Below are 23399 nucleotides of genomic sequence, written 5' to 3' on the forward strand. Positions count from 1 at the left end.
GCAGAGTCTGTCGAACACCCCATAGGCTGAGAACATGAACAGCAGGATCGCCGTCGTCCCCGGATCCTTCGACCCGCCCACGCTCGGTCATCTCGATGTGATCACACGCGCCGCGGAGCTATACGACGAGTTGCATGTGCTCGTCGTGCACAACCCGGAGAAGCACGCCATGCTGCCGATCGCGCAGCGCCTGAGCCTGCTGGAGCAGTCGATTCGCGATGCCGGCCTCGCCGGGAACATCGTGGTCGCGTCCTGGAGCATGGGGCTGCTGGTTGACTACTGCGTGGAAGTCAACGCGGGCGTGCTGGTGAAGGGCATCCGCTCGCAGGTGGACGTCGCGTATGAGACCCCGATGGCCATCGTGAACCGCGGCCTCGCCGGAGTCGAGACAGTGTTCCTGCTCCCCGACCCCGCGCACGCGCTCGTCTCCAGCTCCCTGGTCCGACAGGTGGCGGGCCTCGGAGGGGACGTGTCCGCCTACGTGCCGCCGGCCGTTGCCGCCTTCCTCGACACCGGGGCGCGCGACCTCTGAGCCCTGGCCGCACGGTAGACTGGTCGGTTGTGAAGACCACCCGACCCGGACCGTTCTCCCTTCCCGTGCGCGACATCGTGCACCAGCCGGGGGAGATGCGTGAGTTCACGCTCACCATTCCCGCCCCTGAGAAGTGGGGGGAGGGTCTCATCGCCGTCCCCGCGGGTGAGGAGCTCGATCTGGATGTGCGTCTGGAGTCCGTTCACGAGGGCATTCTCGTGACCGCGGACATCCGCACGACCGTCGAAGGCGAGTGCAGCCGGTGCCTGACCGAGTTCACTCAGGGTGTCGAAGTCGAGTTCCAGGAGCTTTTCGCGTACTCTGGAGATGAAGAGACTGACTTCGAGGTTCAAGACAACCACGTGGATCTTGAAACTCCGGTCAGGGATGCGATTGTTCTGTCGCTTCCATTCCAGCCGGTGTGTCAGCCGGATTGCCCCGGTCTTGATCCGGCCACGGGCGAGCGGCTGACGACTGCGTCGGCGGAAGACTCCTCAGCCCCCATCGATCCCCGATGGGCTGCGCTTCAAGGACTCACAGACCAGGCAGCCGGAACGACCGGTTCCGAGCTGCGCAACACGGAAGAGAGCTAGTCATGGCAGGTAACCCCCCGAAGCGGAAGGTCTCCCGCTCCAACACCCGTTCGCGTCGCGCGCAGTGGAAGGCCGAGGCCCCCACGCTCGTCAAGACCATCGAGAACGGCAAGGTCGTCTACAGCCGCCCGCACCAGGCGAAGGTTGTCACCGACTCGCAGGGCACGGAGCTGTTCCTGGAGTACAAGGGCCGCAAGGTCGCTGACATCTGAGACACCTCACCGCGGGAAGCACAGTGACTGAACTGACCGCATTGATGCAGAAGCTCGGCGTCGTCATCGACGCCGAGCTTCTGTCACTTGCGCTGACACATCGCTCGTACGCGTACGAGAGCGGGGGAATCCCGCACAACGAACGTCTCGAGTTCCTCGGTGACTCCGTGCTGGGTCAGGCGACGACCGTACTGCTGTACACGCGCCACCCCGACCTTGACGAGGGCTCCCTCGCGAAGCGCCGCGCCAGCGTCGTCTCGACGGTGGCTCTCGCGGAGGCCGCACGCACGCTGGGTATTGGCGAGTTCTTGAAGCTCGGCCGGGGCGAGGAGCAGACGGGCGGGCGTGACAAGGACTCGATCCTGGCCGACACGACCGAGGCCATCATCGGTGCCACGTACCTCTCGGCGGGTCCCGACGAGGCGACCGCGCTGGTGCATCGCATCATCGAGCCGCTGCTCGCGGACCCCGAGCGCTATGGTGCCGCGGTGGATCCGAAGACGGCGCTCCAGGAGGTCGCTGCCAAGCTCGGCATGACGGCTCCGGTGTACAGCATCGAGGCCGAGGGCCCCGACCACGACCGCCGCTTCACGGCGACTGTGTGCGTGGACGAGATCTGCACCACCGGTACCGGGACGAGTAAGAAGACGGCCGAGATGGCGGCGGCTCTCGCCGCGTGGCACGTGCTCAACGAGCGTGCCTGAACTCCCCGAGGTCGAGGTCGTCCGCGCCGGTCTCGCACCGGCGCTGAGCGGTGCCACGATCACCGGCGTCTCGGTGCTCGACGACCGGGCGCTCACGCGTCATCCGGGTGACGCCGCATCGTTCGAGGCGGAGTTGACCGGCGCCGCCGTGCTCGGTGCTGCGCGCCGCGGCAAATTTCTGTGGTTTCCGCTGGCATCGGGTCGTGCCGTCGTCGGTCATCTCGGGATGAGCGGGCAGATGCTGCTTCGCGAAGCGGATGCACCTCAGGAACGTCATGAGCGGATTCGCCTCATCGTCGATCACCCGGAACACGGTGAGCTCGCTGTGGTGTTCGCCGACCAGCGCACATTCGGATCGCTCGCCGTTGACGAGCTGGTCATCACCGCCGACGCGCTGCCTGCCGGCTGGGGGACGCGGGATGCCCTCATCCCCACTCAGGTGTCGCACATCGCGCGTGACCCCATGGACGATGCTTTCGCGCTCGCCCCGGTACGAGCACGACTCGCCCGAACCGAGTCCGCCATCAAACGAGTGCTGTTGGACCAGAGCGTGGTCAGCGGGATCGGCAACATCTACGCCGACGAGTCGCTGTGGGCCGCGCGGATCCATCCCGAGACCCCGGCACGTGCGCTCTCGACGCGCGCCGTGAACCGGTTGTTCACCGAGGTTCGCGCTGTGCTGGAGAAGGCGCTCGCCGAAGGCGGGACGAGCTTCGACGCACAGTATGTGAACGTCAACGGTCAAGCCGGCTATTTCGCGCACTCGCTCAATGCGTATGGACGGCACGGCCAGCCATGTCCCCGCTGCGGACGGCCGATCACGCGCGAGAGTTTCATGAACCGCGGTTCGCACTTCTGCCCGAAGTGCCAGCAGTCTCGGTAGGGGATCCAGCGCTCAGCGTTGACTCTAGGATTGTGGACCATGAGCGAACCCAGAGGGCGACACATCCCACCTCCAGAGTTGCGCGCACTGCTTGTTTCGTCACCCGAGTTCGCGAATCTGGTCTTGCCCGGGACGTACGCGGACGCGGCGAACTGGAGCGCGCTCCAGAGGGGGTATCGCGTGCACGGGCTCTCCGGTGAGAGCCTGGTGTCGGACCGTGCGGGCGAGTGGCATCCCGACTGGTGGGTGTTCGCGACCAACTACTTCGCCGATCCCTTCTTCGTGGACCTTCGCGACGCCGATGCCGGATTTCCGGTCCGATTCGCGTCGGCCGGCGCCGGACGATGGACTCCGATCCTCGTGGCCGATTCCGTCAGCGAGTTCAGCGGATGGCTGGAACACATCGCCGCGCTCGAGAGCGAGCCTCACACGGCCGGGAGGTATGTCGAGATGGAGCTGCCAGACAATGAATTCTGGGAGGAGGTGGCGGCGACATATCGGGAGGACGATGAGTGAGCGGTGACCCCGCTGCTCAGAGGTTGATCGCGACCACCGTGATGAGCGTCACGATGACGACGACCGCAAGGCCGGCGGCGCAGCCGATCGCCAGGATCGGGCCGTAGCCCAGACGTGAGGTCTGTGCGCCGGACTGCTTCGCCGCGGCGAGAAACGCGGGCCCGCCGCGCTGCTGGAAGGCGTAAGCGCTGCCAGCCACGTTGACCCCGCGGGCGAGGTCGACGCCCATCTCGAACCGCGGCTTGTCCAGGATGTCGGCCATTCCACCCGCGATGCCGTACTGGATGCTCCGGCGGACGGTGCGAGGATTCGCCAGAAGCGGGTAGCTCTGACCCCGGACGACCAGCGTGATGCGCTGAGCAGCGGACTTCACCGTCACCTCGTGGGCGGGCACGCTGAACAGCTGCCGCCAGCCGGACGGTGAGGCGACCCAGAGCGATACGAAGCCGCCAGCCACCTCGGCGCGGGCCGGGAGGTAGTGTCCGGTCGCATTGTCACCGAGCGCGGCATCGAACTGCGCGGCGGGCGGCTGATAGGGAAAGCTCATGATCCCCCACACTACGACAGGCGACGGAAAACGCCGCCCGGATCGCATCCGGGCGGCGCTGTCCATCCGCCGCTTACAGCGTCTTCGTATCGATCACGAAGCGGTAGCGGACGTCGGCCGAGAGCACGCGCTCCCAGGCGTCGTTGATCTGATCGGCGGAGACCAGCTCGGTTTCGGGGTGGATGCCGTGCTCGGCACAGAAGTCGAGCATCTCCTGGATCTCGGTGATGCTGCCGGTGGTGGAGCCCGCCAGCGAGCGGCGTGCCGGGATCAGGGAGAACGCGGGGACGCTGAACGGCTCGGACGGAGCACCCACGACGACCAGCGTTCCGTCCACGTCGAGCAAGCTGAGGTAGGCACGGATGTCGATGCCAGCGGACACGGTGTTGATGATGAGGTCGAGACCGCCGCGCAGTTCGCGCATCGCCTCGCGGTCGGTCGTGTCGACGTAGCGGTGTGCGCCGAACGCCAGCGCGTCGTCGCGCTTCGCGGTCCCACGCGACAGGACCGTCACGTCGGCACCGAGCGCGGCAGCGAACTTCACTCCCATGTGTCCGAGCCCGCCCATGCCGACGACGCCGACGCGCGTGCCGGGTCCGACGTTCCAATGACGCAGGGGCGAGTAGGTGGTGATCCCAGCGCACAGCAGCGGGGCGGTCTTTGCGGGATCAAGGCCGGCCGGGATGGCGAGCACATAGTCCTCGTTCGTGACGACGGCCTGCGAATAACCGCCCTGGGTGATCGTGCCGTCTGCGGGATCGACACTGTTGTAGGTCTGCGTGTTGCCTTTCAGGCAGTACTGGTCGTGCCCCTGCAGACACTGCGCGCACTCGCCGCAGGAGTTCGACTGGCAGCCGACACCCACCAGGTCTCCCACCCGATGGCGAGTGACAGCGCTGCCGACCGCGGCCACGTGGCCGACGATCTCGTGTCCGACGACCTGCGGGTAGGTGATCGGACCCCAGTCGCCGCGGATGGTGTGAATGTCGGAGTGGCAGATTCCGGCGTAGTCGATGTCGATGAGCACGTCGTGCGGGCCGACCTCGCGGCGCTCGATCGTCAGTGCAACGAGAGGGCTGGTCGCATCGAGCGCGCCGTAGGCCTTCACTGTGGTTGTCGTCATGACTCCATTGTTCGCCTCGTAGGAGCATGAGGGCTCGGAAACACACCCCGCAGCCGACGGTGCGATGCGTTTTCGATCTCCCGAGATATCAGCTGCGGGGGAGCGGGGCCGTCAGCCCAGGGAACCAGTCTCGAATCGCCTGACGCTCGCCATCGCCGCAGACGTACCCGTAGCCCACGCTCGTATCGCCGTACCAGAGCGACCACTGGTCGTAGTAGGTGAGGGAGTAGCAGTCGGCCATCTTCTCGCGGCTGCCCTCGAAGTAGCCTGCGGCGAGAAGGCGCTCGGTCTCCCCGTTGAAGTCCTCATGCCGGTAGGCATCGGCGCCCTGGTAGACGTGCGCCAGTTCGTGCACCGTGATCATCTGAACCATCCACTCGTTCGCGAACTGGTCGCCGGGCATGAGATGCACCGTGAGCAGATCGTCACCGTTCACGCATCCGAGCGTGCGCCACTCGTCCGTGATGGTGAGCTCGCAGGCGTCGGCGGCATCCCACCGGATATCGATGAACCCGTTGCCTGCAGCGTCCACGAGGCCCTCGGCGATCGTGCCGCTGTCGTTGTTGCGTCGCCCTGCAGCAGCGTCGATGCGCTGCTGCAGGTTCTGCCGCTGCTCGGCGGCCTGTTGCGTCAGCGACGCTGCGTCCACGCTGGTGAGGGTGGGATCTTCCGCCTGCCGTTCCAACCGACGGAAGTCGTTGGGACGAGCGACCAGTGCGGCGACCGGGTTGCCGTCGATGGCGGAGTACAGCGCGTAGTACGCGTCCCGCTCGGCGGCGAAGGCCGTCATCTGCTCGGCAAGTGCGACCGCTTCCGGGTCCACGGTCGGCGTTGGCGTCGGAGTCGGCGTGGACGCCGGCGGCAGCGTGACCGACGGCACGGTGGGTGATCCCGGACCGGCCGCAGAGATCGCTCCACCCAGCCCGCTCAGCACAACCACGAGCGCGATGACGAAGCCGACGACGCCGACACAGCCGCACCCGGCGAACCAGCAACCCCGTCGAGAACGCGGGGGCGGGGAGGGGTAGCCCACCACGCCAGGCGGCGACACATACGGTCCGGATGGCGTCCTCGGCCGAGGCGCGTACGGGGGAGTGCGGGAGGATCCGCGCGCGGACGGTCGGCGTGGAGTGGGCGCGCCGGGTCGCGGCGCGCCCGGAGCGTGGGCACCGGCTGAAGCTGCGCCCGCGACGGGTCGGCCAGGGACGGATGCGCCTGGTGCGCCGGACATCGCCCCCGGGTTCACGCTCGCGATCCACTGACGCAGTCGCGGATACGTCGCGGGGTTGCGCACGATGATCGCGTGCAGGTCCCAGCGCCGCGTCGCGATGTCCGCGAGCACCTGCGGTGGCGTCCGCGGATCCCCGGCCGCGCGACGATCGTGATCAGCCGTCATGCTTCCCCCTGCACTCATGCTAACCGGACGGGGTAGACGCACCCGTCGGCGAGGGATCTGACGGACCACCACGCGACCCCTTGTGCCCTTCACGGATGAGCTGTCGTCGGAGGATGGTCACGGTGTCCACAAGCAGCAGGCCGAGGTGGCGGTGCACGAAGTAGTCGGCCAGCTCGGCGTCATCGATCGCGTCGCCGGCGATGTCGAGCCGGAAGCCCTGCGTCTGCAACCCGCCGCCGTTCACGAACGTGACGTCCGCGTCGAACTCGATCCGCCACTGTTCGTCCATCCAGTGAGCGTATCGCCCGTCCGATCGGGTCCCTAGACTCGGGCCATGCGCATCATCGAAGTACCCGAGTGGGACTCGAGCTGGGAAGGATACGACCCGCGCTTCCGGCTCTACCTCTTCACTCTCGCCCCCGGTGCCTCCTCGGCGGCCGTGTCCACGCACGACATCCTCGAAGCGAATGTGCACGAGGCGCTGGAGGCTGCGCACATGATGTCGCACGGCGACACGCTGCTCTGGTCGCTCGCGCTCGTCGAGAACTCCGATGGCGCGCGCGGGCTGCGGTGGCTGTCGGGAATGGACTACAACAGCGCGCCCCTGAACGCGGTCGAGTGGCGCGCACGCAGGTTGATGCAGGACCGCTATCTCAGTGCGGTGACGCGTGCAGGTCGGGAACCTCGGCTCCCGGACGGACGTCGTGTACTCCGCATGTTCAGCGACCAGCAGAGCGGGTGGCCGCTGTGGGAGAGCTTCACCGACCACTACATCGTCACCTCTGACCACCTCTCCCTCTCGTCCGAGCTGAGCGAGGATCTCACCGCGTGGAACTCGCGTTTCAACGACCGCGCTCTGGATGACCCACTGCCCGAGGGATGGGTCGAAGACGGCGTGAAGCTCTGGGAACGGCTGGTCGCCGAGATCGGTGATGGGGCGGAGGTGCGCCCCGAGTTCCTGGGCTGATCTGCGGCTGATGCGGGACGGGCGTGACTCAGCTGGTGAACCAGGGCACGCTCGCGTGGGTGGGGGCATCCCCGACGTGTGGGCGCACGGTGAGCGCGTACTCCTCCTCACCGATCGCGGACAGCCCCACGAGGTAGGTGCCGGGTTCGACGGCGAGGCGCCGCGCTGAGGACGTCACCGGACCTTCGTCCGCGAACTGCGCGGCCATCGTGAGCTGCGTGTAGTCGGTGAGCCACAGACCGCCCTCGCCCACGTGCACCACACCGCTCGTCCTCCGCGCCGCCGTCTCCGGCTCCTTTGCCACCAAGGTGAGCGCGGCGCCTGCGGCTTCGTCGCCCGGATACGCCAGGAACAACGAACCGGCATTCATCTGCTCGACGAACCTGCTCAGCAGATCGTCGAGTTCCCAGTCCTCGTCGACGAAGCCGGCGTAGCGGTCGGGCGAAACGACGCAGACGAATCCGTCGTCATCGATCTCATACGCAGTCACACCCCCACTCTAGAGTCGGTGTCGGCGCGCCGCTCATCGTTATGCTGGGTGCATGAAGGGCTGGGGACGACGTATCCTGCTCGTGCTGTTCTGGGGCAGCGTGGGTGCCCTGCTCGCGGGCGGTATCTCGTTGATTCTGGGCGCGGGAGAGGCGAGCGTGTTGCCGTTCGTCGTCGGGACGATCGGTGCCAGCGTGATCGGCCCGATCGCCGCCGTGATGGGGGCGAAGACGGTCACCGGGTCATCGCTCGCCGAGTTGGCGAAGCGGAAGCCCGGGGAGCCTATCGCGGCGGACGCGCCACGGACGATCGCACGCATCGAGTCGCTGCGTGAAGCCGGTGTGACGGTACAGAACTTCCACCACCTGTTCGAGATCGACGTCACGATCTTCCCGCGTACTGGCCAGCCCCGTCGAGAGACCGTCTCGCAGTTCATCACGCTGGGTGACCTGCCGAACCTTGCGACCGGGGCGTTCGTCATGACGGCTGCCACCGACAAAGGAACGGTCGTCGACCTCCGACCCGGACCGCAGTGGAGTGACGCGCTCCGTGCCGGCCCGGAGCTCTACGGACGTATCCCCGCACCGGCCGCGAGCCCCGAGCGCGTGACCCCGGCCGTGGGCATCCGGTTCCCCCAGGCTCGTCCCGGGCGCCGTGCCCTGAATCTTTTCCTCGTCGCGTTGTGCGTCGTCGGAGGCTCCTACGGTTCGCTGCTCTACGTGTTCAACGGCGCCGACAGGCTGAACGTCGCTGTCGTCGAGACTCCCGCGCGCTGGTCGGGGCAGGTGCACGGTCTCTGGGATTCAGCGCGCCTCCCGCTGGAAGTGCGAGACATCGAAGCGCAGTTGGGGGATCGGGCGCTGCAGCACATGATCGTCTTCGGCGACTTCGTCTCGCTCGGCGTGCACAGCGAGTCCGATCCGATCGGTCTGGACACGTATGCCGTGCGCAACGGGCGACTGGATGAGCCATGGGCGTCCACGCGCAGCGAAGGCGAACCGGGATTCCAGCTGTCGGAGATCGACCCGGCGCTCATCCGCGAGGTGACTCAGCGCATCTACGCGGAGACTCCCGGCGCCGAGATCAGCGACGTGCAGCTGCGCAAGTCCGGCGGCCGTCTGGAGCTCACCGTATCGATCGACGGCAAGTACCAGTCCACGTCGCGCGTCTTCGACGGTGCGACCGGTGAGGAGATCCCGCAGGGCTGAGGCGCGATCAGGCCGCGCTGCCCGGGCCTTCGACCGACTGCGGTCTACGCAGATCGCAGCGGTCGAAGGCCTCGGAGCGCGTCATCGTGTCGCCGATGTGCGGCGTGAGGCGGGGTTCACGGCGTTCACGGCGTCAGCCGCTTCTGCCATGCGCCAATGTAGCCGGCGGGGACGAAGCCGAGCTCCTCATTGATGGAGAGCATCGGACGGTTCTCTTCGGCGTTCCACGTGAGGATCCGTGTGGACTCTGGGTTTTGCTCACGCCACCGCAGGATGCCGGCCGTCTTCACGAGCATTCCCAGGCGATGCCCGCGGTGCTCACCGTGCACCAGGGTGTCTCCCTGGAACGTCGTGCTGGCCGGATCCGACATCTCGCGAGCGAGCACGTTGAACGCGACGAGCTCGCCGGATGCGATGTGCCGCGCCACGGTGATCTGCGTGTGATCGCCGGAGGCTGCGCGGCGCTCGTCGCGCTGAATGACGCGATCGGCGGTCCACTTCTCCGGGACGAGTTCCAGCGCGGCCGTCGGGATGTCCGTGGACATCCGCTCGTACAGTCGAGCCATCGGCTCGAGATACTCCGCCGGGGTGGCGTCATCCCAGGCCAGCACCTCGTAGCCTTCGGCCGCCGCGGCGGCTCGTGCCTGGTGCTCGCGTACCGGTGACAGATCTGCGGTCAGGTCGAACGTGCTCTTACGCTCCACCTGCTCGAAACTCCAGCCCCGCCCCGCGAGGAAACGCGCGATGTGATCCTCCGGGATCGTTCCGAACCCGGTCGGGGGTGACAACCGCGGCAGGGCTGGGTCAGGCAGGTGCTCGGCCTCGCCGATCAGCGTGAGTCGACCGAGGCTGCGCGCCTCGTCCTCGATCACCCGCAGCGCGAGGGTTCCGATTCCCTTGCTCTCGAACTCGGGCAGCACGAGGATCTCCGCGTAGGAGGAGGTGGCTCCCTCTTCCAGCGGGGCATGCATGCGCGCGATGCCCACCGGGCGTCCACCCAGCTCGCACAGCCAGAGGCGGTGGAGCTGGGTGGTGCCGGTGAACTCCTGGAGGAAGGCCGCCGGTGTGGTGTCTTCCTCGTTCGTACCGGACGGAATCGAATACACCGCGTTGCGAAGCGCTGTTGCGGCCTCGATGTCGGCCGTGACAGCGGTGTCGTCCGGGGCGATCGAGATCTGTCGGATGGTGGTCATGTCTGCTCCTTATCGGATGATCGAGCCGAACACGATGGCGCGTTGGACGCTCAGCTCGTGCTGCTCGCGGACGGTGTTGCGCTCGTCGTCAGGGCGACGCGTGAGCTTGGGGCGTTCAGCGCGCAGAATCAGCCAGAGGCCGATCCGCAGCGTGATCCGATCGACGAGACCCAGACGAGCCAGGCGCTGCGGCGTCGGCAGCTGTTGAGGGGGGTGGGTCAGGCCCTGCGGCCTGGTGAGAAGAGTGTTCACGATGGTGACCTTCGTTAGATGTGCGCTCGACGCGTGCCGGAGCGCGGTGCATGACGATGCGGACGAGTCGATGACTCGGCGGACGGCGAGGAAGCCGGGACAACGCGATCAGCCGAGTCATCTGCGGCGTCCTGCGGACGGCGCGCTGATGAGTGCGTGGATCGACGTGTGTCGGAGGAGGCGGACGGAGGAGCGGTGCTCTACTCCGGGCTTGCGCTGCTACGCCTCGACGTGACCGAGATCACGACGAAGGGATGCGTCGAAGCCTGCTGCGCGGCCAGCGATGTAGCCTGCGGTTGCAAGACGTGTGTTCATGAACATGGCATCCTCCTTTCGTCGTTTCGGGTTGCGACGCTAGCGCGAAATCGCGAAGGAAGTCAACATTCCGGGCGTGTCGCGGCGTGTCGCGCCTCCCGAGCAGGCGCAGAGGCATCCGGTAACGTGGGCAGGTAAGTCAACGGCCGGGAGGGCACGGATGCACCTGAAGAGCCTCACGCTCAAGGGGTTCAAGTCGTTCGCCCAGCCCACCACGTTCGCCCTCGAGCCGGGGGTCACCGCCATTGTCGGCCCGAACGGCTCCGGGAAGTCGAATGTCGTCGATGCCCTGGCCTGGGTCATGGGAGAGCAGGGGGCCAAGACGCTCCGTGGCGGCAAGATGGAGGACGTCATTTTCGCCGGAACGTCCACGCGTGGGCCGCTAGGTCGCGCGGAGGTGGCCCTCACCATCGACAACGCGGATGGCGCGCTTCCGATCGAGTACAGCGAAGTGACGATCTCTCGCACGCTGTTTCGCAACGGCAGCAGCGAATACGCGATCAACGGCGAGTCGGTCCGCCTGCTCGATGTTCAGGAACTGCTGAGCGATTCCGGTCTTGGACGAGAGATGCATGTGATCGTCGGGCAGGGGCGTCTGGACACCGTCCTGCAGGCCACGCCCGAAGACCGGCGCGGGTTCATCGAAGAAGCCGCGGGAATCCTCAAGCACCGCCGCCGCAAAGAGAAGACGCTCCGCAAGCTGGACGCGATGGAGGCCAACCTCACGCGCCTCAGCGACCTCGCCGGCGAGATCCGACGCCAGCTCAAGCCGCTCGGCAAGCAGGCGGAGATCGCGCGGGAAGCCGCGACGATCGCCGCCGTCGTGCGGGACGCGAAGGCGCGGCTGTTCGCCGATGACCTCGTGGCGCTGCGCACCGCACTCGCCGACGCCGCGCGCAACGAGCAGGAGCGTCATGCTGAGCGTGCTCTCTTGCAGGATCAGGCGGCTGGTCTGCGCGCCCGAATGGAAGTGCTGGAGAAGCAGCAGAGCACCACCGAGGTCGACGCGGCCCGCAGCGTGCTGTTCGGGCTCGAGCAGGCGCAGGAGCGGCTACGAAGCCTGTTCACGCTGGCGAATCAGCGGTTGGCTCTACTGGGCTCTGATGATGATGTTCAGCCCGGGGTGAGCGTCACGCAGGCGGACATCGACGAGGCACGGTCTCAGATCGACGAGATCGCTGCGGGCCTCGGCGACGCTCGCGACGCCGCCGCTGCCGCCGCGGCCGATGTCGTGCGTGCACGTGGGGAGCTGGATGCGCTCGACGTGGAGATCGCCGAACAGAGCGCCCTGGTCAGCGAGCACGATATGCGGATCACGAAACTGCGCGGACAGGCGGAGGCGGCGGCGTCGGCGCTCGCCGCGGTGCGCGGTGCCGTGCTTCGACAGCAGAACGCGTGGGATGCTGCCGACGCCCGGCGTATCGAGGCGGCCGAAGCCGCGGAGCAGCTCGCCGATGACGAGGCGCCGGAAGGCACGACCGCATCCCACACCGAGGCGTATGAGCGCGCCCAACGTGCTGTCACGGCCGCCGAGAGCGAGGTCGAGGGCATTCGTGAGCGCCTGCATGCGGCGGAGCGGGAGGCTGAGGCGCTCACCGCGAAGGCCTCGGCGCTGGGCTCGGCTCTCGCGGTGCGCAACGCAGCCGGAGCGTTGGCGGAGTCCGCGGGGGAGGGAGTGCACGGACTGGTGTCGGATGCCATCGGCGTCACCGCGGGCTACGAGACGGCCATTGCCGCGGTTCTGGGCCCCCTGGCGGAAGGACTGCTGGTCGAGTCTCGAGCCGACGCTCTGCGAGTTGCGGAGTCGGTGCGCGATGAGGATCTCGGCGTCGTCGACATCGCCGTCGCGGACGCTGCGGCACCGACCGCCGACCTGCCTGACCTGCCCGCTACGATCGCGGCGACCAGCGTCGTCAACGCACCCCCCGGAATCCTCGGCGTGCTGCGCAGCGTGCTCATCGCCGACGATCTGGACGCTGCCGTGTCCGCTGCGCCGGCCCTCGCCGATCTCGACGTGCCGATCACGATCGTCACCCGTGCCGGTGAGGTGTGGACGCCGTTCACGCTCCGGGCTGGCTCGGGGCAGACCAGCCGTCTGGAACTCGCCGCCGAGCGCGACGCCGCCGTCGACCGCCTCGCCGAGGTGCGCGTGATCGTCGACAGCCTGACCGATGGACGTGAGGATGCCCTTGACGTGCTGGAGCGCGCGCGACGCACCTCGCGCGACGCGCTGCAGACGCTGCGAGAGTTCGACGCCGCCGTAGCCGCACACGCCGAACGGGTCAGCAAGGTCACGTCACGACTGGAGTCGGCAGCGGCTGAGACCGAGCGCCTGGCGGCTGGGCTCGCGCAGGCACAGGCGGCTGTGGCAGACGCGGAAGCGAAGTCGGAGGCGGCCACCGCGGAACTCACCCGCGCACTTGAGGTGCCCCGCCCCATCCTCGACGCCTCTGCACGCGATGGGCTGCTGGCGGCGCTCGACGCCGCGCGCGAGAACGAGGTGCGCACCCGACTGGAGATCGAGACCCTCCGAGAGCGCGTGCGGTCCGCGGAGACGCGCGCGGTGAGCCTGGAGCGACAGCGCGAGAAGGAGCGCGAGGCTGCCGCGGAAGCAGCCCGTCGCGCGGTGATTCGGCGTGCGCAGCGCCAGGCTGCGCAGGGAGTGATCGACGAGCTTCCGGAGGTGCTGTCCTCGGTCGATCGTTCCGTGTCGGAGGCGCGAGTCGCCCTCGCCGAGGCGGAGGCCGCGCGTGCGGCGCAGTCGCAGGAGCTGATCGAGATCCGCGCGCAGGACAAGGGCGTGCGGGACCGCTTGAGCGCCCTGACCGAGAGCGTCCACTCCCTCGAGTTGCAGATGCATGAGAAGCGCCTCCATGTCACGAGTCTCCTGGAGCGTGTGCAGAGCGAGCTGGGGCTGGACGAGGATGTGCTGGTCGCCGAGTACGGTCCCGACCAGCTCATTCCCGATGAGGCCGACGAGACAGCGGCACCGGTGCCGTTCGAGCGTCGTGCCCAGCAGAAGCGCCTGCAGGATGCGGAGCGGAAGCTGAGCCAGCTCGGCCGGGTCAACCCACTCGCGCTGGAGGAGTTCGCGGCGCTCGAGCAGCGCCACAAGTTCCTCACGGAGCAGCTGCACGACCTCACCCAGACGCGTGCCGACCTGATGACGATCATCGCGGAGCTCGATGAGCGCATGCAGACGATCTTCGCGAGCGCTTTCGAAGACACCCGTGTCGCGTTCGACGAGGTGTTCCCGATTCTGTTCCCGGGTGGTTCCGGATCGATCACGCTCACCAATCCCTCCGACATGCTGACGACGGGCATCGAAGTCTCGGTGCGACCGGTCGGCAAGAAGATCGAGCGACTGTCGCTGCTGTCCGGCGGGGAGCGCTCGCTCGCGGCCGTCGCGCTGCTCACCGCCATCTTCATGGCCCGGCCCAGTCCGTTCTACATCCTGGACGAGGTGGAGGCTGCGCTCGATGACGCGAACCTGGGGCGCCTGCTCGGAGTGTTCGAACGGCTGCGCGAATCCAGTCAGCTTATCGTCATCACGCACCAGAAGCGCACGATGGAGATCGCCGATGCCCTGTACGGCGTCTCGATGCGACAGGATGGCGTTTCCGCGGTTGTCGGCCAGCGGGTCGGTGACCGCGCGGCACGCGTGTAGCGACGGCGGCGAGCAGACCGGTCGGTAGGCTGGGGGCATGGCTGAAAAGTGGTCCCTGGGTCGCGCGCTGCGCGGCATCTTCGTCAAGCCGACGATCGACGAGACGACGTGGGAGGACATGGAGACGGCGCTCATCACCGCCGACTTCGGTCCGGACATCACCGAGCGGATCATCGACGAGCTGCGCGAGAAGGTGGATCGATTCCGTACCACGGACCCCAAGGACCTGCAGCGGATGCTCATCGAGACGCTGGAGGAGCACTTCGCCAAATTCGACACCACCCTCAAGCTCACGGAGCGACCCGCGATCGTGCTCGTGGTCGGCGTGAACGGTGTGGGCAAGACGACCACCATCGGCAAGTTCGCGAACTTCCTGCGCCGCTACGGACGCTCTATCGTGGTCGGCGCGGCGGACACCTTCCGTGCCGCGGCCGTCGAGCAGCTCGCCACGTGGGCCGAGCGTGGGGGAGCGGCCATCGTCCGTCCGCAGCAGGAGGGGCAGGACCCCGCCTCCGTCGCGTTCCAGACCATCCAGTACGCGCAGCAGACCGGCACCGAGATCGTGCTGATCGACACCGCGGGACGCCTGCACACCAAGGGCGGGCTGATGGACGAGCTCGGCAAAATCAAGCGCGTGGTGGAGAAGCTCGCTCCCATCAGCGAGGTGCTGCTCGTGCTGGACGCTACCACCGGTCAGAACGGTGTCATGCAGGCGGAGGCGTTCCTGCAGCACGCCGGCGTGACGGGCCTCGTGCTCACCAAGCTCGACGGCTCCGCGAAGGGCGGCTTCGTGCTCGCCGTGCAGGAGCGCACCGGAATCCCGGTGAAGCTGCTGGGCCAGGGCGAGGGAATCGGCGACCTCACGGGCTTCACGCCGCACGTGTTCGCCGAACAGCTCGTTTCCTGACTCGAGGCCGGACTCTGGCCCATACGCTCCGTATGACGATGATCGCCCCGTGGCGACTTCCCTCGCTCCGCGGAGACTGATTACATAGGCCTATGGCGATCGAACACGACTTCTTCGGATTGCTCGAATCGGGCCCGGACGGCTCGATCTTCTGGTCGGAGACGGTGGAATTCGGCGACCAGTCCGTCACCGTCGACCTCACCGCCCCGGACGAGAACGATGTGGCACCAGACGCGCTCAACATCGCCGCGGCGATGATCACCGGCCTGGAGCATCTGGACCTCCGCTGTCGCGAGGCGATGGTGGGCCAGCTGGGGGATCGCACCAGCGAGGTGACCGAGTATGTGATCTCGCAGGAGGAAGCTCTGGGCGACGATCTGGAGGACTACCTCACGGATGTCTCTGGCGACACCGCCATCGACATCATCAAGGCGATGCGTCTGATGAGCGTGACGATCCTTGCCGACGAGCACGGCGGGACGGATCCGTTCGCGGTACTCGAGTACGCGCTGGATGCGGATTCCACCGATGACGTGCTGCTCGTCAACCTGGCATCGGATGCCTCGGTGCTGTCGGTGACGTCCGCAGATTGAGTGCACGACACCGCCGCCCGATCTCTCGGGCGGCGGTGTCGTGTCAGACGGCCTGTGCGAACTCGTCCGCGTCGGCGAGGTGGCGCAGCTGCTCGGGGATGTCGCGTCCCTTCGAGATCATGGAGCGTGCCCACAGCCGACCGGCTCGGTAGGACGAGCGCACCAGCGGGCCGGCGAGAACCCCGAGGAACCCGATCTCCTCGGCCTCCTCGCGAAACGCCACGAACCGCTCCGGCTTGACCCAGCGATCGACCGGGAGGTGGCGTGGGGAGGGACGCAGGTACTGCGTGATGGTCAGGATGTCGCAGCCCGCATCGTGCAGGTTGCGCATCGCCTGACTGACCTCCTCATCCGTCTCGCCCATGCCGAGGATGAGGTTGGACTTGGTGATCAGCCCGGCTGCACGCGCGCGCGTGAGCACGCCGAGCGAACGGTCGTAGCGGAAGGCCGGTCGGATGCGCTTGAACACCCGCGGTACGGTCTCCACGTTGTGAGCGAACACCTCGGGGCGAGAAGCGAACACCTCGTCCAGGAGTTCCGGACGCCCGGAGAAGTCCGTGGCGAGGAGCTCGACGCCGGTGCCCGGATTGTCCTGATGGATCCGGCGAACCGTCTCGGCGTTGAGCCAGGCGCCCTCGTCAGTCAGGTCGTCGCGGGCGACGGAGGTGACGGTGGCGTAGCGCAGCTGCATCTTCGCGACGCTCTCGGCCACCCGTCGTGGTTCATCGGTGTCGTATTCGGCAGGTTTGCCCGTGGCGATCTGGCAGAAGTCGCAGCGGCGCGTGCAGTCCGATCCGCCGATGAGGAAAGTCGCCTCGCGATCCTCCCAGCACTCGTAGATGTTCGGGCATCCCGCTTCCTGGCAGACCGTGTGCAGTCCCTCGTCCTTCACCAGTGACCGCAGCCCGAGATACTCCGGCCCGGTCTTCGCCTTCGTGCGGATCCACTCCGGCTTGCGTTCGATCGGGGTCTCGGCGTTGCGGATCTCCAGTCGCAGGAGCTTGCGTCCGTCCGGGGCGGTTGCGCTCATGCCGCCACCTCCGCGCGGAGGAGGTCGGGGACCACGTCAACCCCGAAGGTAGCCAGCACGGGTGGCACGAGATCCCGGACACCGATGCGCTCGCCCGTCACCTCACTCACACTCGTGACGCCGGCGTCCGTGATCCCGCACGGAATGATGTGTGCGAAACCGGCGAGATCGCAGTCCGCGTTGATGGCGAAGCCGTGCATCGTCACGCCCCGCTCCACGCGCACACCGATGGCGGCCACCTTGGCGTCCCTCCCGGCCTGCGTCACCCAGACGCCGCTGCGTCCAGCGATCTGTCGACCGTCGATGCCGAACACGCGCAGAGCCGCGATCAGGCGCCGCTCCAGTCCCCGGACGTGTTCGACGACGTCCACCGGGTCGGGCAGGCGAACGATGGGGTAGCCCACCAGCTGCCCCGGACCGTGCCAGGTGATCTTCCCGCCGCGATCCACGTCGATCACGGGAGTGCCGTCGTCCGGGCGCTCGTGGGATTCGGTGCGCTTGCCCGCCGTGTACACCGCCTCGTGCTCGAGCAGGATCAGCGTGTCCGGGCGCCTCGCCTCGACCACAGCCGAGTGAATGTCCCGCTGAAGCTCCCATCCTTCGACATACGGAACCGCTTGGGGGGCGAAGCCCGCCACGTACACGTCCATCTCATTCTCCTCGTGGGCAGTTGTTGAACTGCGTCCAATAATTGCACAGGATCGGATCGTCACGACGGCGAAGCGGCTCGGTACAGTGGGGTCGTGAGTGTGGAGAGCAGACAGGGCAGGCCGCGGGCGTCGTCTCGGGAGACCCTGGCCGAAGCTGCGTGCGAGCTCTTCCTCGAGCAGGGGTACGAGGCGACGAGCGTCGCGGACATCACTGCCCGCGCGGGAGTGAGTCGCTCGAGCTTCTTCAACTACTTCGCCTCCAAGCACGACGTGCTGTGGGCCGGCATCGATGACGCGATCGCGGCACTGGAGCAGCGTCTGCGGCGCGCGCCCGATGGCGCTGCGGAGGCGCTGCTGGCCTTCGCCGACGGTCTCACCCCGGACTCCCTCGCTCTGGCTATCGCGAACGACGAGGCGATGGGTGCGGTAGCGGATCTGCAGCGCGAGAGCACAGCGCGCGCCGCGCGCATCGGTGCCGCCGTCACGGGTGCGCTCCGCGTCACGGGCTGGGCGCCGCTGCGCGCCCAGGTGATCGGTGCCGCCTATGGCTCTGCCGTCCTCGCGGCGGTGGAGCGGTGGGCTCGCGATGGTTCCGGACGCACCGCGCTCGCGGATCGGCTGCGGGAAGCGCTGGCATTCGTGGCGGCGATGCCGGGTGCGACCGCGATCCGCGGCGACCTCACGTAAACTCATAGCATCATGGCTACTTTCGGCACGCTCTCAGATCGTCTCACCGAGACCTTCCGCAATCTGCGCACCAAGGGCAAGCTCACGCCCGCTGACGTGGATGGCACCGTTCGCGAGATCCGTCGCGCCCTCCTTGATGCCGACGTGGCGCTCGAGGTCGTGAAGGAGTTCACCGCCAAGGTGCGCGAGCGTGCGCTCGGCGACGAGGTGAACCGCGCCCTCAACCCGGCCCAGCAGGTCGTGCAGATCGTCAACGAGGAGCTCATCGGGATCCTCGGTGGCGAGCAGCGTCGCCTGCAGTTCGCGAAGACCGCTCCGACGGTCATCATGCTGGCCGGACTTCAGGGTTCCGGAAAGACCACGTTCGCCGGCAAGCTGGCGAAGATGCTGGAGAAGGACGGGCACACGCCCCTCCTTGTGGCAGCCGACCTCCAGCGCCCCAACGCCGTGAACCAGCTCCAGGTGGTCGCCGAGCGTGCGGGTGCCACGATCTTCGCTCCCGAGCCGGGCAACGGCGTCGGCGACCCGGTGAAGGTGTCGCGTGACGGCGTGGAGTACGCGCGTCGTCAGCAGCATGATGTGGTCATCGTCGACACCGCCGGACGCCTGGGCGTCGACGCCGAGCTGATGAAGCAGGCCGCCGACATCCGCCGCGAGATCCAGCCCGACGAGGTGCTGTTCGTCATCGACGCGATGATCGGTCAGGACGCCGTCAACACCGCGAAGGCGTTCCAGGAAGGCGTCGACTTCACTGGAGTCGTGCTGTCGAAGCTCGACGGTGATGCGCGCGGTGGTGCCGCGCTGTCCGTGGCCTCGGTTACCGGCCGCCCCATCATCTTCGCCTCCACCGGTGAGGGCCTCGACGATGTCGAGCCGTTCCACCCGGACCGCATGGCCAGCCGCATCCTCGACCTCGGTGACATCCTCACCCTCATCGAGCAGGCGCAGGCCGCGTTCGACGAGGCCGAGGCGCTGAAGGTCGCCGAGAAGCTCGCCACCGAGCAGTTCACCCTCGAGGACTTCCTCGAGCAGATGCAGCAGCTCAAGAAGATGGGCTCGATGAAGAAGATGCTCGGGATGCTCCCGGGCATGGGCTCCATGAAGCAGCAGCTCGATGACTTCGATGAGAGCGAGATCGGGCGTACCGAGGCCATCATCCGCTCGATGACGCCCGCGGAGCGCCGCAACACGAAGCTCCTCAACGGCTCGCGGCGCCTGCGTATCGCTCGTGGTTCCGGCATGACCGTGACCGACGTGAACCAGCTGGTGCAGCGCTTCGAGCAGGCCGCCAAGATGATGAAGACCGTCGCGCGTGGCGGTGTTCCGAACATCCCCGGTATGGGTCCCATCCCGGGCGGCAAGCCCGGTGCTTCGGCCAAGCGCGGCGGCAAGAAGGTCAAGGGCGGTGGCGTTCCGCGCTCCGGCAACCCGGCTAAGCGCGCCGCGCAGCAGGCGGAGATCGCCGCGGCCCCGGCTGCTCCGACCGGGTCAGGGTTTGGCCTCGGCGGCAACAAGACGCCGACCGCAGAGGACCTCGCCGAACTGCAGAAGCTGCTCGGCAAGGGCTGATCCCTCTCGGCATGATCGACGACTCCCGCTTCGCCGCCGAATCAGCGCCGCGACTGGTCCCGGAGAGCTATCCGGGCGTGTGGCCGGAGCGATCCGCGCTCGTCACGGCGAGCGGTCTGTGGGAGCTGCGTGATCGGGATGGGGTCCCCTTCGGATCCGATCCCGGGCCCCTCACTCGTCTGGGATTGTGCCGCGTGGCCGTCGACGACGACACGCGGGAGCACGTGACGGACGGTGCTCGCACCGCCCCGCAGCTGTCGCGCGTGCTGGAGGGATTCCACGTCGTCGGCATGGATGCGCGGGTGCCGGTGCTCGCAATCGGCTCGAATGCTGCTCCGTCGCAGCTGCGACACAAGTTCCGGGAAATTCCGGACGCGCTCGTGCTGCCATCCGTGCGCGCGCGTGTCCGGGGTGTCGCGCTGGCGTACGCCGGATTCTTCGCAGGCTACGGCGCGCTGCCGGCGACGATCGTCCCGTCGGATGCCGCGGAGCTCGAGCTCCACGTCCAGTTCACGGATGCGAGCCAGCTCGCCAACCTCGATCGCACCGAGGCCCCGCACTACCGCCGCGTGTGGCTCGACGCAACGTCGGGTGTGCGCATCACGCTGGAGACGGGGGAGGAGCTTCCCGGTGTCTATGCATATGTCGCGCGCGGCGGGGCACTCACCGACAGCGCCGGTGACGTGATCGCCGCAGCGATGCGCCCCGGGGATGCGGGGCTGTCTCAGATCGCGGTGGTCGATCGGCTCTGTGCCGTCGACATGATCGCCGGGGTCTGGGGAACGGACGCCACGGCGCTGCGTGCCACGGCCGGCGCGCTTGCGGATGGTGGCGCCGCAGTCCTCGCGGAGGCCGGCCTGCTTGCCGCACCATCCGCGTTCACTCGACTCGCGGACGAGAGCGGGCGGGCCAGCGTCCGAACGTATGGTCGGATGCTCGCCCCCGCATTAGCGATTCCCCAGCCGCACCCCGGACGCGCCACGCTCGTCGCCACGGTGACTCCGGCCGGAATCGAACGCGGCGGCAAGTCGGTCGTGTCGATCTCGCGCCGAGTGCACGAATCTCTCGGTAGCCCCGCTGTCGTGGAGGTCCGCTCACACGCGCTCCTGGTCGGTCACGGAGCCGCGGCACCGTCCGCGGTCGCCGCCGTGGTCATCCGTCCTGACACCCCGGACGCCGCCCCCGACCACGTGGTCGAGATCGATCACGTGCTGCGGATGGCGTGCGGTGTGGAGAACGGCGAGATCGCGGAACTGCGTCCCGTGCGTCTGGAGCGTGGGACCGCGGGCGATCGAGTCGTCGGCAAGCCCACCTACCTCACCATGCGCACGACGCTCGCCGACCCGGCCTCGGCGGAGCGGGACGTCGTGCTCATGAGCCGACTCGCACTGGACATCCTCGGTGTGGGGCCCGGCGATTATGTCGTGGTCGAGGGTGCAGGCACGGGAGAGGGCGACGTGGCCGAAGGGGAGATCCCGACCGTCATGCTGAAGGCGTTCGAGGCTCCCGGCTCCGTCGAGGACACGCGTCAGCGCATCACGGGTGGTACCTGGGGTGCGCGGTTCCCGGCGGCCGAGGAGACTCTGGGCGTCCGTCCCGATCTGCCGCTCGCGTTCCTGGACTTCGAACTGCGCACTCGTCTGGGTATCGCCGGTCAGACGCTCGCCACCGTTCGCGTGCGGCCCGCGCGCCTGCCGCAGTTCTGGTCGGAACTTCGCGAGATGCTGCTCATCCTCGCCGTGGCCTTCCTCGGTGTCGTGGTGGTGGCGCCCTGGCCGTGGTTGCAGATGCTGCTCATCGTCGCGCTCGTCGTGATGTCGCTCTGGCTGATCGTGCAGCGGTTGCGTCGGCGCCTCACCCACGTGCTGCGTCGCGGTTCGAGCCGCGGCCGGTGACCGACGCCGGGTGCCTTCCGCGACACGGTGGGTCCACGTTTCGCGCACGGCGGCGGAATCTGGCAGAATAGAGCTTCGGATTGCGTGCTCGACCCTCTATCCAGCGCGCATCCACCCCAGAGCTTCCGCCGGGTGTGCACCCCACGCTCCAGGCGATCAGTTCGTTATTCCTCTTCTACATTTCTTGGAGAATTGTGGCTGTCAAGATTCGCCTCAAGCGCCTGGGCAAGATCCGGGCCCCCTACTACCGCATCGTCGTCGCCGACTCGCGCACCAAGCGCGACGGTCGCGTGATCGAGGAGATCGGCAAGTACCACCCCACCGAGGAGCCCTCGATCATCGAGGTCGACTCCGACCGCGCTCAGTACTGGCTGTCGGTGGGCGCTCAGCCCACCGAGCAGGTCGCCGCGCTGCTGAAGCTCACCGGTGACTGGGGCAAGTTCAAGGGCGACAAGGACGCGAAGTCCACCGTCAAGGTCAAGGGCGAGCCCGAGGTCTTCGTGGCGGACGCCGCCAAGAAGTCGGTCATCAAGCCCAAGGCGGAGAAGAAGGTGGAGGCTCCCGCTGAGGACGCCGCCGCTGAGGCTCCCGCCGCGGACGAGGCCGCTGCGGCCCCGGCCGACGCCGAGTAATCGCTGTGCTGTCCGCCGCGCTCACACACATCGTCTCGGGGATCGTCGATCACCCGGAGGACGTGAAGGTCACATCGTCCACCTCGTCACGAGGTGAGGTCCTGGAGGTGCATGTGCATCCCGAGGACCGTGGACGCGTGATCGGGCGCGGCGGACGTACCGCGAAGGCACTGCGGACGCTGATCTCGGCACTGGCCGACGGCGCCCGTGTCCGCGTCGACGTCGCGGACGACTGATGCCCGGGCATCAGGACAAGACGCAGCTCCGAGTCGGTCGCCTGGTCAAGGCCCACGGACTCAAGGGCGCGTTCAAGCTCGAGCTCTACACCGACAACCCGGACCGACGTTTCGTCCCGGGCGCGGTGTTCACCCTGCAGGTTCCCGAGTCCTCTCCGTGGCACGGGAAGACCATCACGGTGCGGGAGTTCCGCTGGATGAACAGCCACGCCGTCGTCTTCTTCGAGGGCGTCGAGGATCGCACCGCGGCCGATGAACTCGTGCGCGCGATCCTCTGGATCGACCAGGATGCGGACGCGGAGTCCGATGAAGACGACGCCTGGTACGACCACCAACTCGTGGGCCTCGACGTCGTGCGCGACGGTGCCATCATCGGTCGCCTCGCCCGCGTCGAGCACATGCCGGCGCAGGATCTTCTCATCGTGAAGACTACGGCCGGCGACGAAGTCATGGTGCCGTTCGTGTCTGCCATCGTCCCCGAGGTGGACGTGCGCGCCGGTCGCGTGACCATCACGCCGCCTCCGGGACTCTTCGAGGAACTCGAATCCGCAGCGGACGACGCTGGTGCGGAGGCCGTGCAGGACGCCGACGGCGAGGACTGAT

The 23399-nt window shown here is 67.6% G+C and carries 26 protein-coding genes; 17 read left to right on the top strand and 9 right to left on the bottom strand.

The genetic code is table 11. The annotated features are described in order from the left end of the window. The first annotated feature begins 34 nt into the window (after positions 1-34). The 6 genes from coaD to ABTV68_RS08625 all read left to right on the top strand — a co-directional run bounded on the left by coaD (position 35) and on the right by ABTV68_RS08625 (position 3440). Positions 35-532, top strand: coding sequence for a pantetheine-phosphate adenylyltransferase (gene coaD, locus ABTV68_RS08600; RefSeq protein WP_433677223.1), 498 nt, complete (start codon positions 35-37; stop codon positions 530-532). A gap of 95 nt (positions 533-627) precedes the next feature. Next, positions 628-1125, top strand: coding sequence for a YceD family protein (locus ABTV68_RS08605; RefSeq protein ID WP_433677579.1), 498 nt, complete (start codon positions 628-630; stop codon positions 1123-1125). 2 nt (positions 1126-1127) lie between these two features. Beyond that, positions 1128-1337, top strand: coding sequence for a 50S ribosomal protein L32 (gene rpmF, locus ABTV68_RS08610; RefSeq protein ID WP_018188062.1), 210 nt, complete (start codon positions 1128-1130; stop codon positions 1335-1337). Between the two features lie 44 nt (positions 1338-1381). Next, entirely contained in the window at positions 1382-2041 is a 660-nt protein-coding gene (gene rnc, locus ABTV68_RS08615) for a ribonuclease III (protein WP_433677580.1), read from the top strand. Beyond that, entirely contained in the window at positions 2034-2924 is an 891-nt protein-coding gene (gene mutM / locus ABTV68_RS08620) for a bifunctional DNA-formamidopyrimidine glycosylase/DNA-(apurinic or apyrimidinic site) lyase (protein WP_433677224.1), read from the top strand. Before rnc ends, mutM begins: the two co-directional genes overlap by 8 nt. A 39-nt stretch (positions 2925-2963) precedes the next feature. Continuing rightward, positions 2964-3440: a hypothetical protein gene (locus ABTV68_RS08625; RefSeq protein ID WP_433677225.1), complete on the top strand. Its 477-nt coding sequence runs from the start codon at positions 2964-2966 to the stop codon at positions 3438-3440. Positions 3441-3456: 16 nt separating this feature from the next. On the opposite strand, the gene ABTV68_RS08630 is transcribed toward ABTV68_RS08625, so the two are convergent. The 4 genes from ABTV68_RS08630 to ABTV68_RS08645 form a co-directional block, all read right to left on the bottom strand. Further along, entirely contained in the window at positions 3457-3987 is a 531-nt protein-coding gene (locus ABTV68_RS08630) for a hypothetical protein (protein WP_433677226.1), read from the bottom strand. Positions 3988-4060: 73 nt separating this feature from the next. Then, positions 4061-5110 carry an NAD(P)-dependent alcohol dehydrogenase gene (locus ABTV68_RS08635; protein WP_433677227.1) on the bottom strand — a complete coding sequence of 350 codons (1050 nt, stop codon included), beginning with the start codon at positions 5108-5110 and terminating at the stop codon, positions 4061-4063. An 88-nt stretch (positions 5111-5198) separates the two neighbouring features. Further along, on the bottom strand, positions 5199-6506 hold the full coding sequence (locus tag ABTV68_RS08640; protein ID WP_433677228.1) for a hypothetical protein: 1308 nt from the start codon (positions 6504-6506) through the stop codon (positions 5199-5201). A gap of 19 nt (positions 6507-6525) precedes the next feature. Next, positions 6526-6795: a hypothetical protein gene (locus ABTV68_RS08645; RefSeq protein WP_433677229.1), complete on the bottom strand. Its 270-nt coding sequence runs from the start codon at positions 6793-6795 to the stop codon at positions 6526-6528. 45 nt (positions 6796-6840) lie between these two features. On the opposite strand from ABTV68_RS08645, the gene ABTV68_RS08650 reads away from it, so the two are divergent. Beyond that, a complete protein-coding gene (locus tag ABTV68_RS08650; RefSeq protein WP_433677230.1) occupies positions 6841-7473 on the top strand; it encodes a hypothetical protein in 633 nt (210 codons plus the stop codon). A gap of 28 nt (positions 7474-7501) precedes the next feature. Here ABTV68_RS08650 and ABTV68_RS08655 read toward each other — a convergent pair whose 3' ends face one another. Then, a complete protein-coding gene (locus tag ABTV68_RS08655) occupies positions 7502-7963 on the bottom strand; it encodes a hypothetical protein (protein WP_433677231.1) in 462 nt (153 codons plus the stop codon). Between the two features lie 52 nt (positions 7964-8015). Between ABTV68_RS08655 and ABTV68_RS08660 the strand changes: the two genes are divergently transcribed. After that, positions 8016-9170, top strand: coding sequence for a hypothetical protein (locus tag ABTV68_RS08660; RefSeq protein WP_433677232.1), 1155 nt, complete (start codon positions 8016-8018; stop codon positions 9168-9170). A 125-nt stretch (positions 9171-9295) separates the two neighbouring features. Here the strand turns inward: ABTV68_RS08660 and ABTV68_RS08665 are convergent, their stop codons facing one another. After that, positions 9296-10363, bottom strand: coding sequence for a GNAT family N-acetyltransferase (locus ABTV68_RS08665; protein ID WP_433677233.1), 1068 nt, complete (start codon positions 10361-10363; stop codon positions 9296-9298). 9 nt (positions 10364-10372) lie between these two features. After that, positions 10373-10615, bottom strand: coding sequence for a hypothetical protein (locus ABTV68_RS08670; protein ID WP_433677234.1), 243 nt, complete (start codon positions 10613-10615; stop codon positions 10373-10375). A gap of 475 nt (positions 10616-11090) precedes the next feature. Between ABTV68_RS08670 and smc the strand changes: the two genes are divergently transcribed. The 3 genes from smc to ABTV68_RS08685 all read left to right on the top strand — a co-directional run bounded on the left by smc (position 11091) and on the right by ABTV68_RS08685 (position 16097). Further along, positions 11091-14597: a chromosome segregation protein SMC gene (gene smc, locus ABTV68_RS08675; RefSeq protein ID WP_433677235.1), complete on the top strand. Its 3507-nt coding sequence runs from the start codon at positions 11091-11093 to the stop codon at positions 14595-14597. A gap of 37 nt (positions 14598-14634) precedes the next feature. Next, a complete protein-coding gene (gene ftsY, locus ABTV68_RS08680; protein ID WP_433677236.1) occupies positions 14635-15504 on the top strand; it encodes a signal recognition particle-docking protein FtsY in 870 nt (289 codons plus the stop codon). Between the two features lie 92 nt (positions 15505-15596). Further along, positions 15597-16097 (top strand): DUF2004 domain-containing protein, encoded by a 501-nt coding sequence (locus ABTV68_RS08685; RefSeq protein WP_433677237.1) that lies wholly within the window; start codon positions 15597-15599, stop codon positions 16095-16097. A 43-nt stretch (positions 16098-16140) separates the two neighbouring features. Here ABTV68_RS08685 and lipA read toward each other — a convergent pair whose 3' ends face one another. Both lipA and lipB read right to left on the bottom strand, forming a co-directional pair. Beyond that, entirely contained in the window at positions 16141-17127 is a 987-nt protein-coding gene (gene lipA / locus ABTV68_RS08690) for a lipoyl synthase (protein ID WP_433677238.1), read from the bottom strand. Next, on the bottom strand, positions 17124-17777 hold the full coding sequence (gene lipB / locus ABTV68_RS08695; protein WP_433677239.1) for a lipoyl(octanoyl) transferase LipB: 654 nt from the start codon (positions 17775-17777) through the stop codon (positions 17124-17126). Before lipB ends, lipA begins: the two co-directional genes overlap by 4 nt. A gap of 93 nt (positions 17778-17870) precedes the next feature. Here lipB and ABTV68_RS08700 point away from each other — a divergent pair, with 93 nt between their 5' ends. The 6 genes from ABTV68_RS08700 (at position 17871) to rimM (ending at position 23398) form a co-directional block, all read left to right on the top strand. Further along, entirely contained in the window at positions 17871-18464 is a 594-nt protein-coding gene (locus ABTV68_RS08700; RefSeq protein ID WP_433677240.1) for a TetR/AcrR family transcriptional regulator, read from the top strand. A gap of 12 nt (positions 18465-18476) precedes the next feature. Beyond that, positions 18477-20033, top strand: coding sequence for a signal recognition particle protein (gene ffh, locus ABTV68_RS08705; RefSeq protein ID WP_433677241.1), 1557 nt, complete (start codon positions 18477-18479; stop codon positions 20031-20033). Positions 20034-20044: 11 nt separating this feature from the next. Continuing rightward, a complete protein-coding gene (locus ABTV68_RS08710) occupies positions 20045-21928 on the top strand; it encodes a hypothetical protein (RefSeq protein ID WP_433677242.1) in 1884 nt (627 codons plus the stop codon). Positions 21929-22122: 194 nt separating this feature from the next. Next, entirely contained in the window at positions 22123-22560 is a 438-nt protein-coding gene (gene rpsP / locus ABTV68_RS08715; protein WP_433677243.1) for a 30S ribosomal protein S16, read from the top strand. A 5-nt stretch (positions 22561-22565) separates the two neighbouring features. Then, positions 22566-22796: an RNA-binding protein gene (locus ABTV68_RS08720; protein WP_404921255.1), complete on the top strand. Its 231-nt coding sequence runs from the start codon at positions 22566-22568 to the stop codon at positions 22794-22796. Further along, positions 22796-23398, top strand: coding sequence for a ribosome maturation factor RimM (rimM, locus tag ABTV68_RS08725; RefSeq protein ID WP_433677244.1), 603 nt, complete (start codon positions 22796-22798; stop codon positions 23396-23398). Before ABTV68_RS08720 ends, rimM begins: the two co-directional genes overlap by 1 nt. The last annotated feature ends 1 nt before the right edge of the window (position 23399 follow it).

The organism is Microbacterium gorillae (assembly GCF_050990725.1).
Lineage (GTDB): Bacteria > Actinomycetota > Actinomycetes > Actinomycetales > Microbacteriaceae > Microbacterium > Microbacterium gorillae_A.

What these genes read in the sequence shown, in the direction of transcription:
- ABTV68_RS08645 (WP_433677229.1), bottom strand. Translation starts at nt 6,795, where the DNA reads ATGGACGAACAGTGGCGGATCGAGTTCGACGCGGACGTCACGTTCGTG.
- rpmF (WP_018188062.1), top strand. Translation starts at nt 1,128, where the DNA reads ATGGCAGGTAACCCCCCGAAGCGGAAGGTCTCCCGCTCCAACACCCGT.
- ABTV68_RS08635 (WP_433677227.1), bottom strand. Translation starts at nt 5,110, where the DNA reads ATGACGACAACCACAGTGAAGGCCTACGGCGCGCTCGATGCGACCAGC.
- ABTV68_RS08710 (WP_433677242.1), top strand. Translation starts at nt 20,045, where the DNA reads ATGATCGACGACTCCCGCTTCGCCGCCGAATCAGCGCCGCGACTGGTC.
- ABTV68_RS08625 (WP_433677225.1), top strand. Translation starts at nt 2,964, where the DNA reads ATGAGCGAACCCAGAGGGCGACACATCCCACCTCCAGAGTTGCGCGCA.
- ABTV68_RS08685 (WP_433677237.1), top strand. Translation starts at nt 15,597, where the DNA reads ATGGCGATCGAACACGACTTCTTCGGATTGCTCGAATCGGGCCCGGAC.
- coaD (WP_433677223.1), top strand. Translation starts at nt 35, where the DNA reads ATGAACAGCAGGATCGCCGTCGTCCCCGGATCCTTCGACCCGCCCACG.
- rnc (WP_433677580.1), top strand. Translation starts at nt 1,382, where the DNA reads ATGCAGAAGCTCGGCGTCGTCATCGACGCCGAGCTTCTGTCACTTGCG.
- ABTV68_RS08650 (WP_433677230.1), top strand. Translation starts at nt 6,841, where the DNA reads ATGCGCATCATCGAAGTACCCGAGTGGGACTCGAGCTGGGAAGGATAC.
- ABTV68_RS08630 (WP_433677226.1), bottom strand. Translation starts at nt 3,987, where the DNA reads ATGAGCTTTCCCTATCAGCCGCCCGCCGCGCAGTTCGATGCCGCGCTC.
- ABTV68_RS08660 (WP_433677232.1), top strand. Translation starts at nt 8,016, where the DNA reads ATGAAGGGCTGGGGACGACGTATCCTGCTCGTGCTGTTCTGGGGCAGC.
- ABTV68_RS08665 (WP_433677233.1), bottom strand. Translation starts at nt 10,363, where the DNA reads ATGACCACCATCCGACAGATCTCGATCGCCCCGGACGACACCGCTGTC.
- ABTV68_RS08640 (WP_433677228.1), bottom strand. Translation starts at nt 6,506, where the DNA reads ATGACGGCTGATCACGATCGTCGCGCGGCCGGGGATCCGCGGACGCCA.
- smc (WP_433677235.1), top strand. Translation starts at nt 11,091, where the DNA reads ATGCACCTGAAGAGCCTCACGCTCAAGGGGTTCAAGTCGTTCGCCCAG.
- ABTV68_RS08605 (WP_433677579.1), top strand. Translation starts at nt 628, where the DNA reads ATGCGTGAGTTCACGCTCACCATTCCCGCCCCTGAGAAGTGGGGGGAG.
- lipB (WP_433677239.1), bottom strand. Translation starts at nt 17,777, where the DNA reads ATGGACGTGTACGTGGCGGGCTTCGCCCCCCAAGCGGTTCCGTATGTC.
- ftsY (WP_433677236.1), top strand. Translation starts at nt 14,635, where the DNA reads ATGGCTGAAAAGTGGTCCCTGGGTCGCGCGCTGCGCGGCATCTTCGTC.
- lipA (WP_433677238.1), bottom strand. Translation starts at nt 17,127, where the DNA reads ATGAGCGCAACCGCCCCGGACGGACGCAAGCTCCTGCGACTGGAGATC.
- ffh (WP_433677241.1), top strand. Translation starts at nt 18,477, where the DNA reads ATGGCTACTTTCGGCACGCTCTCAGATCGTCTCACCGAGACCTTCCGC.
- rimM (WP_433677244.1), top strand. Translation starts at nt 22,796, where the DNA reads ATGCCCGGGCATCAGGACAAGACGCAGCTCCGAGTCGGTCGCCTGGTC.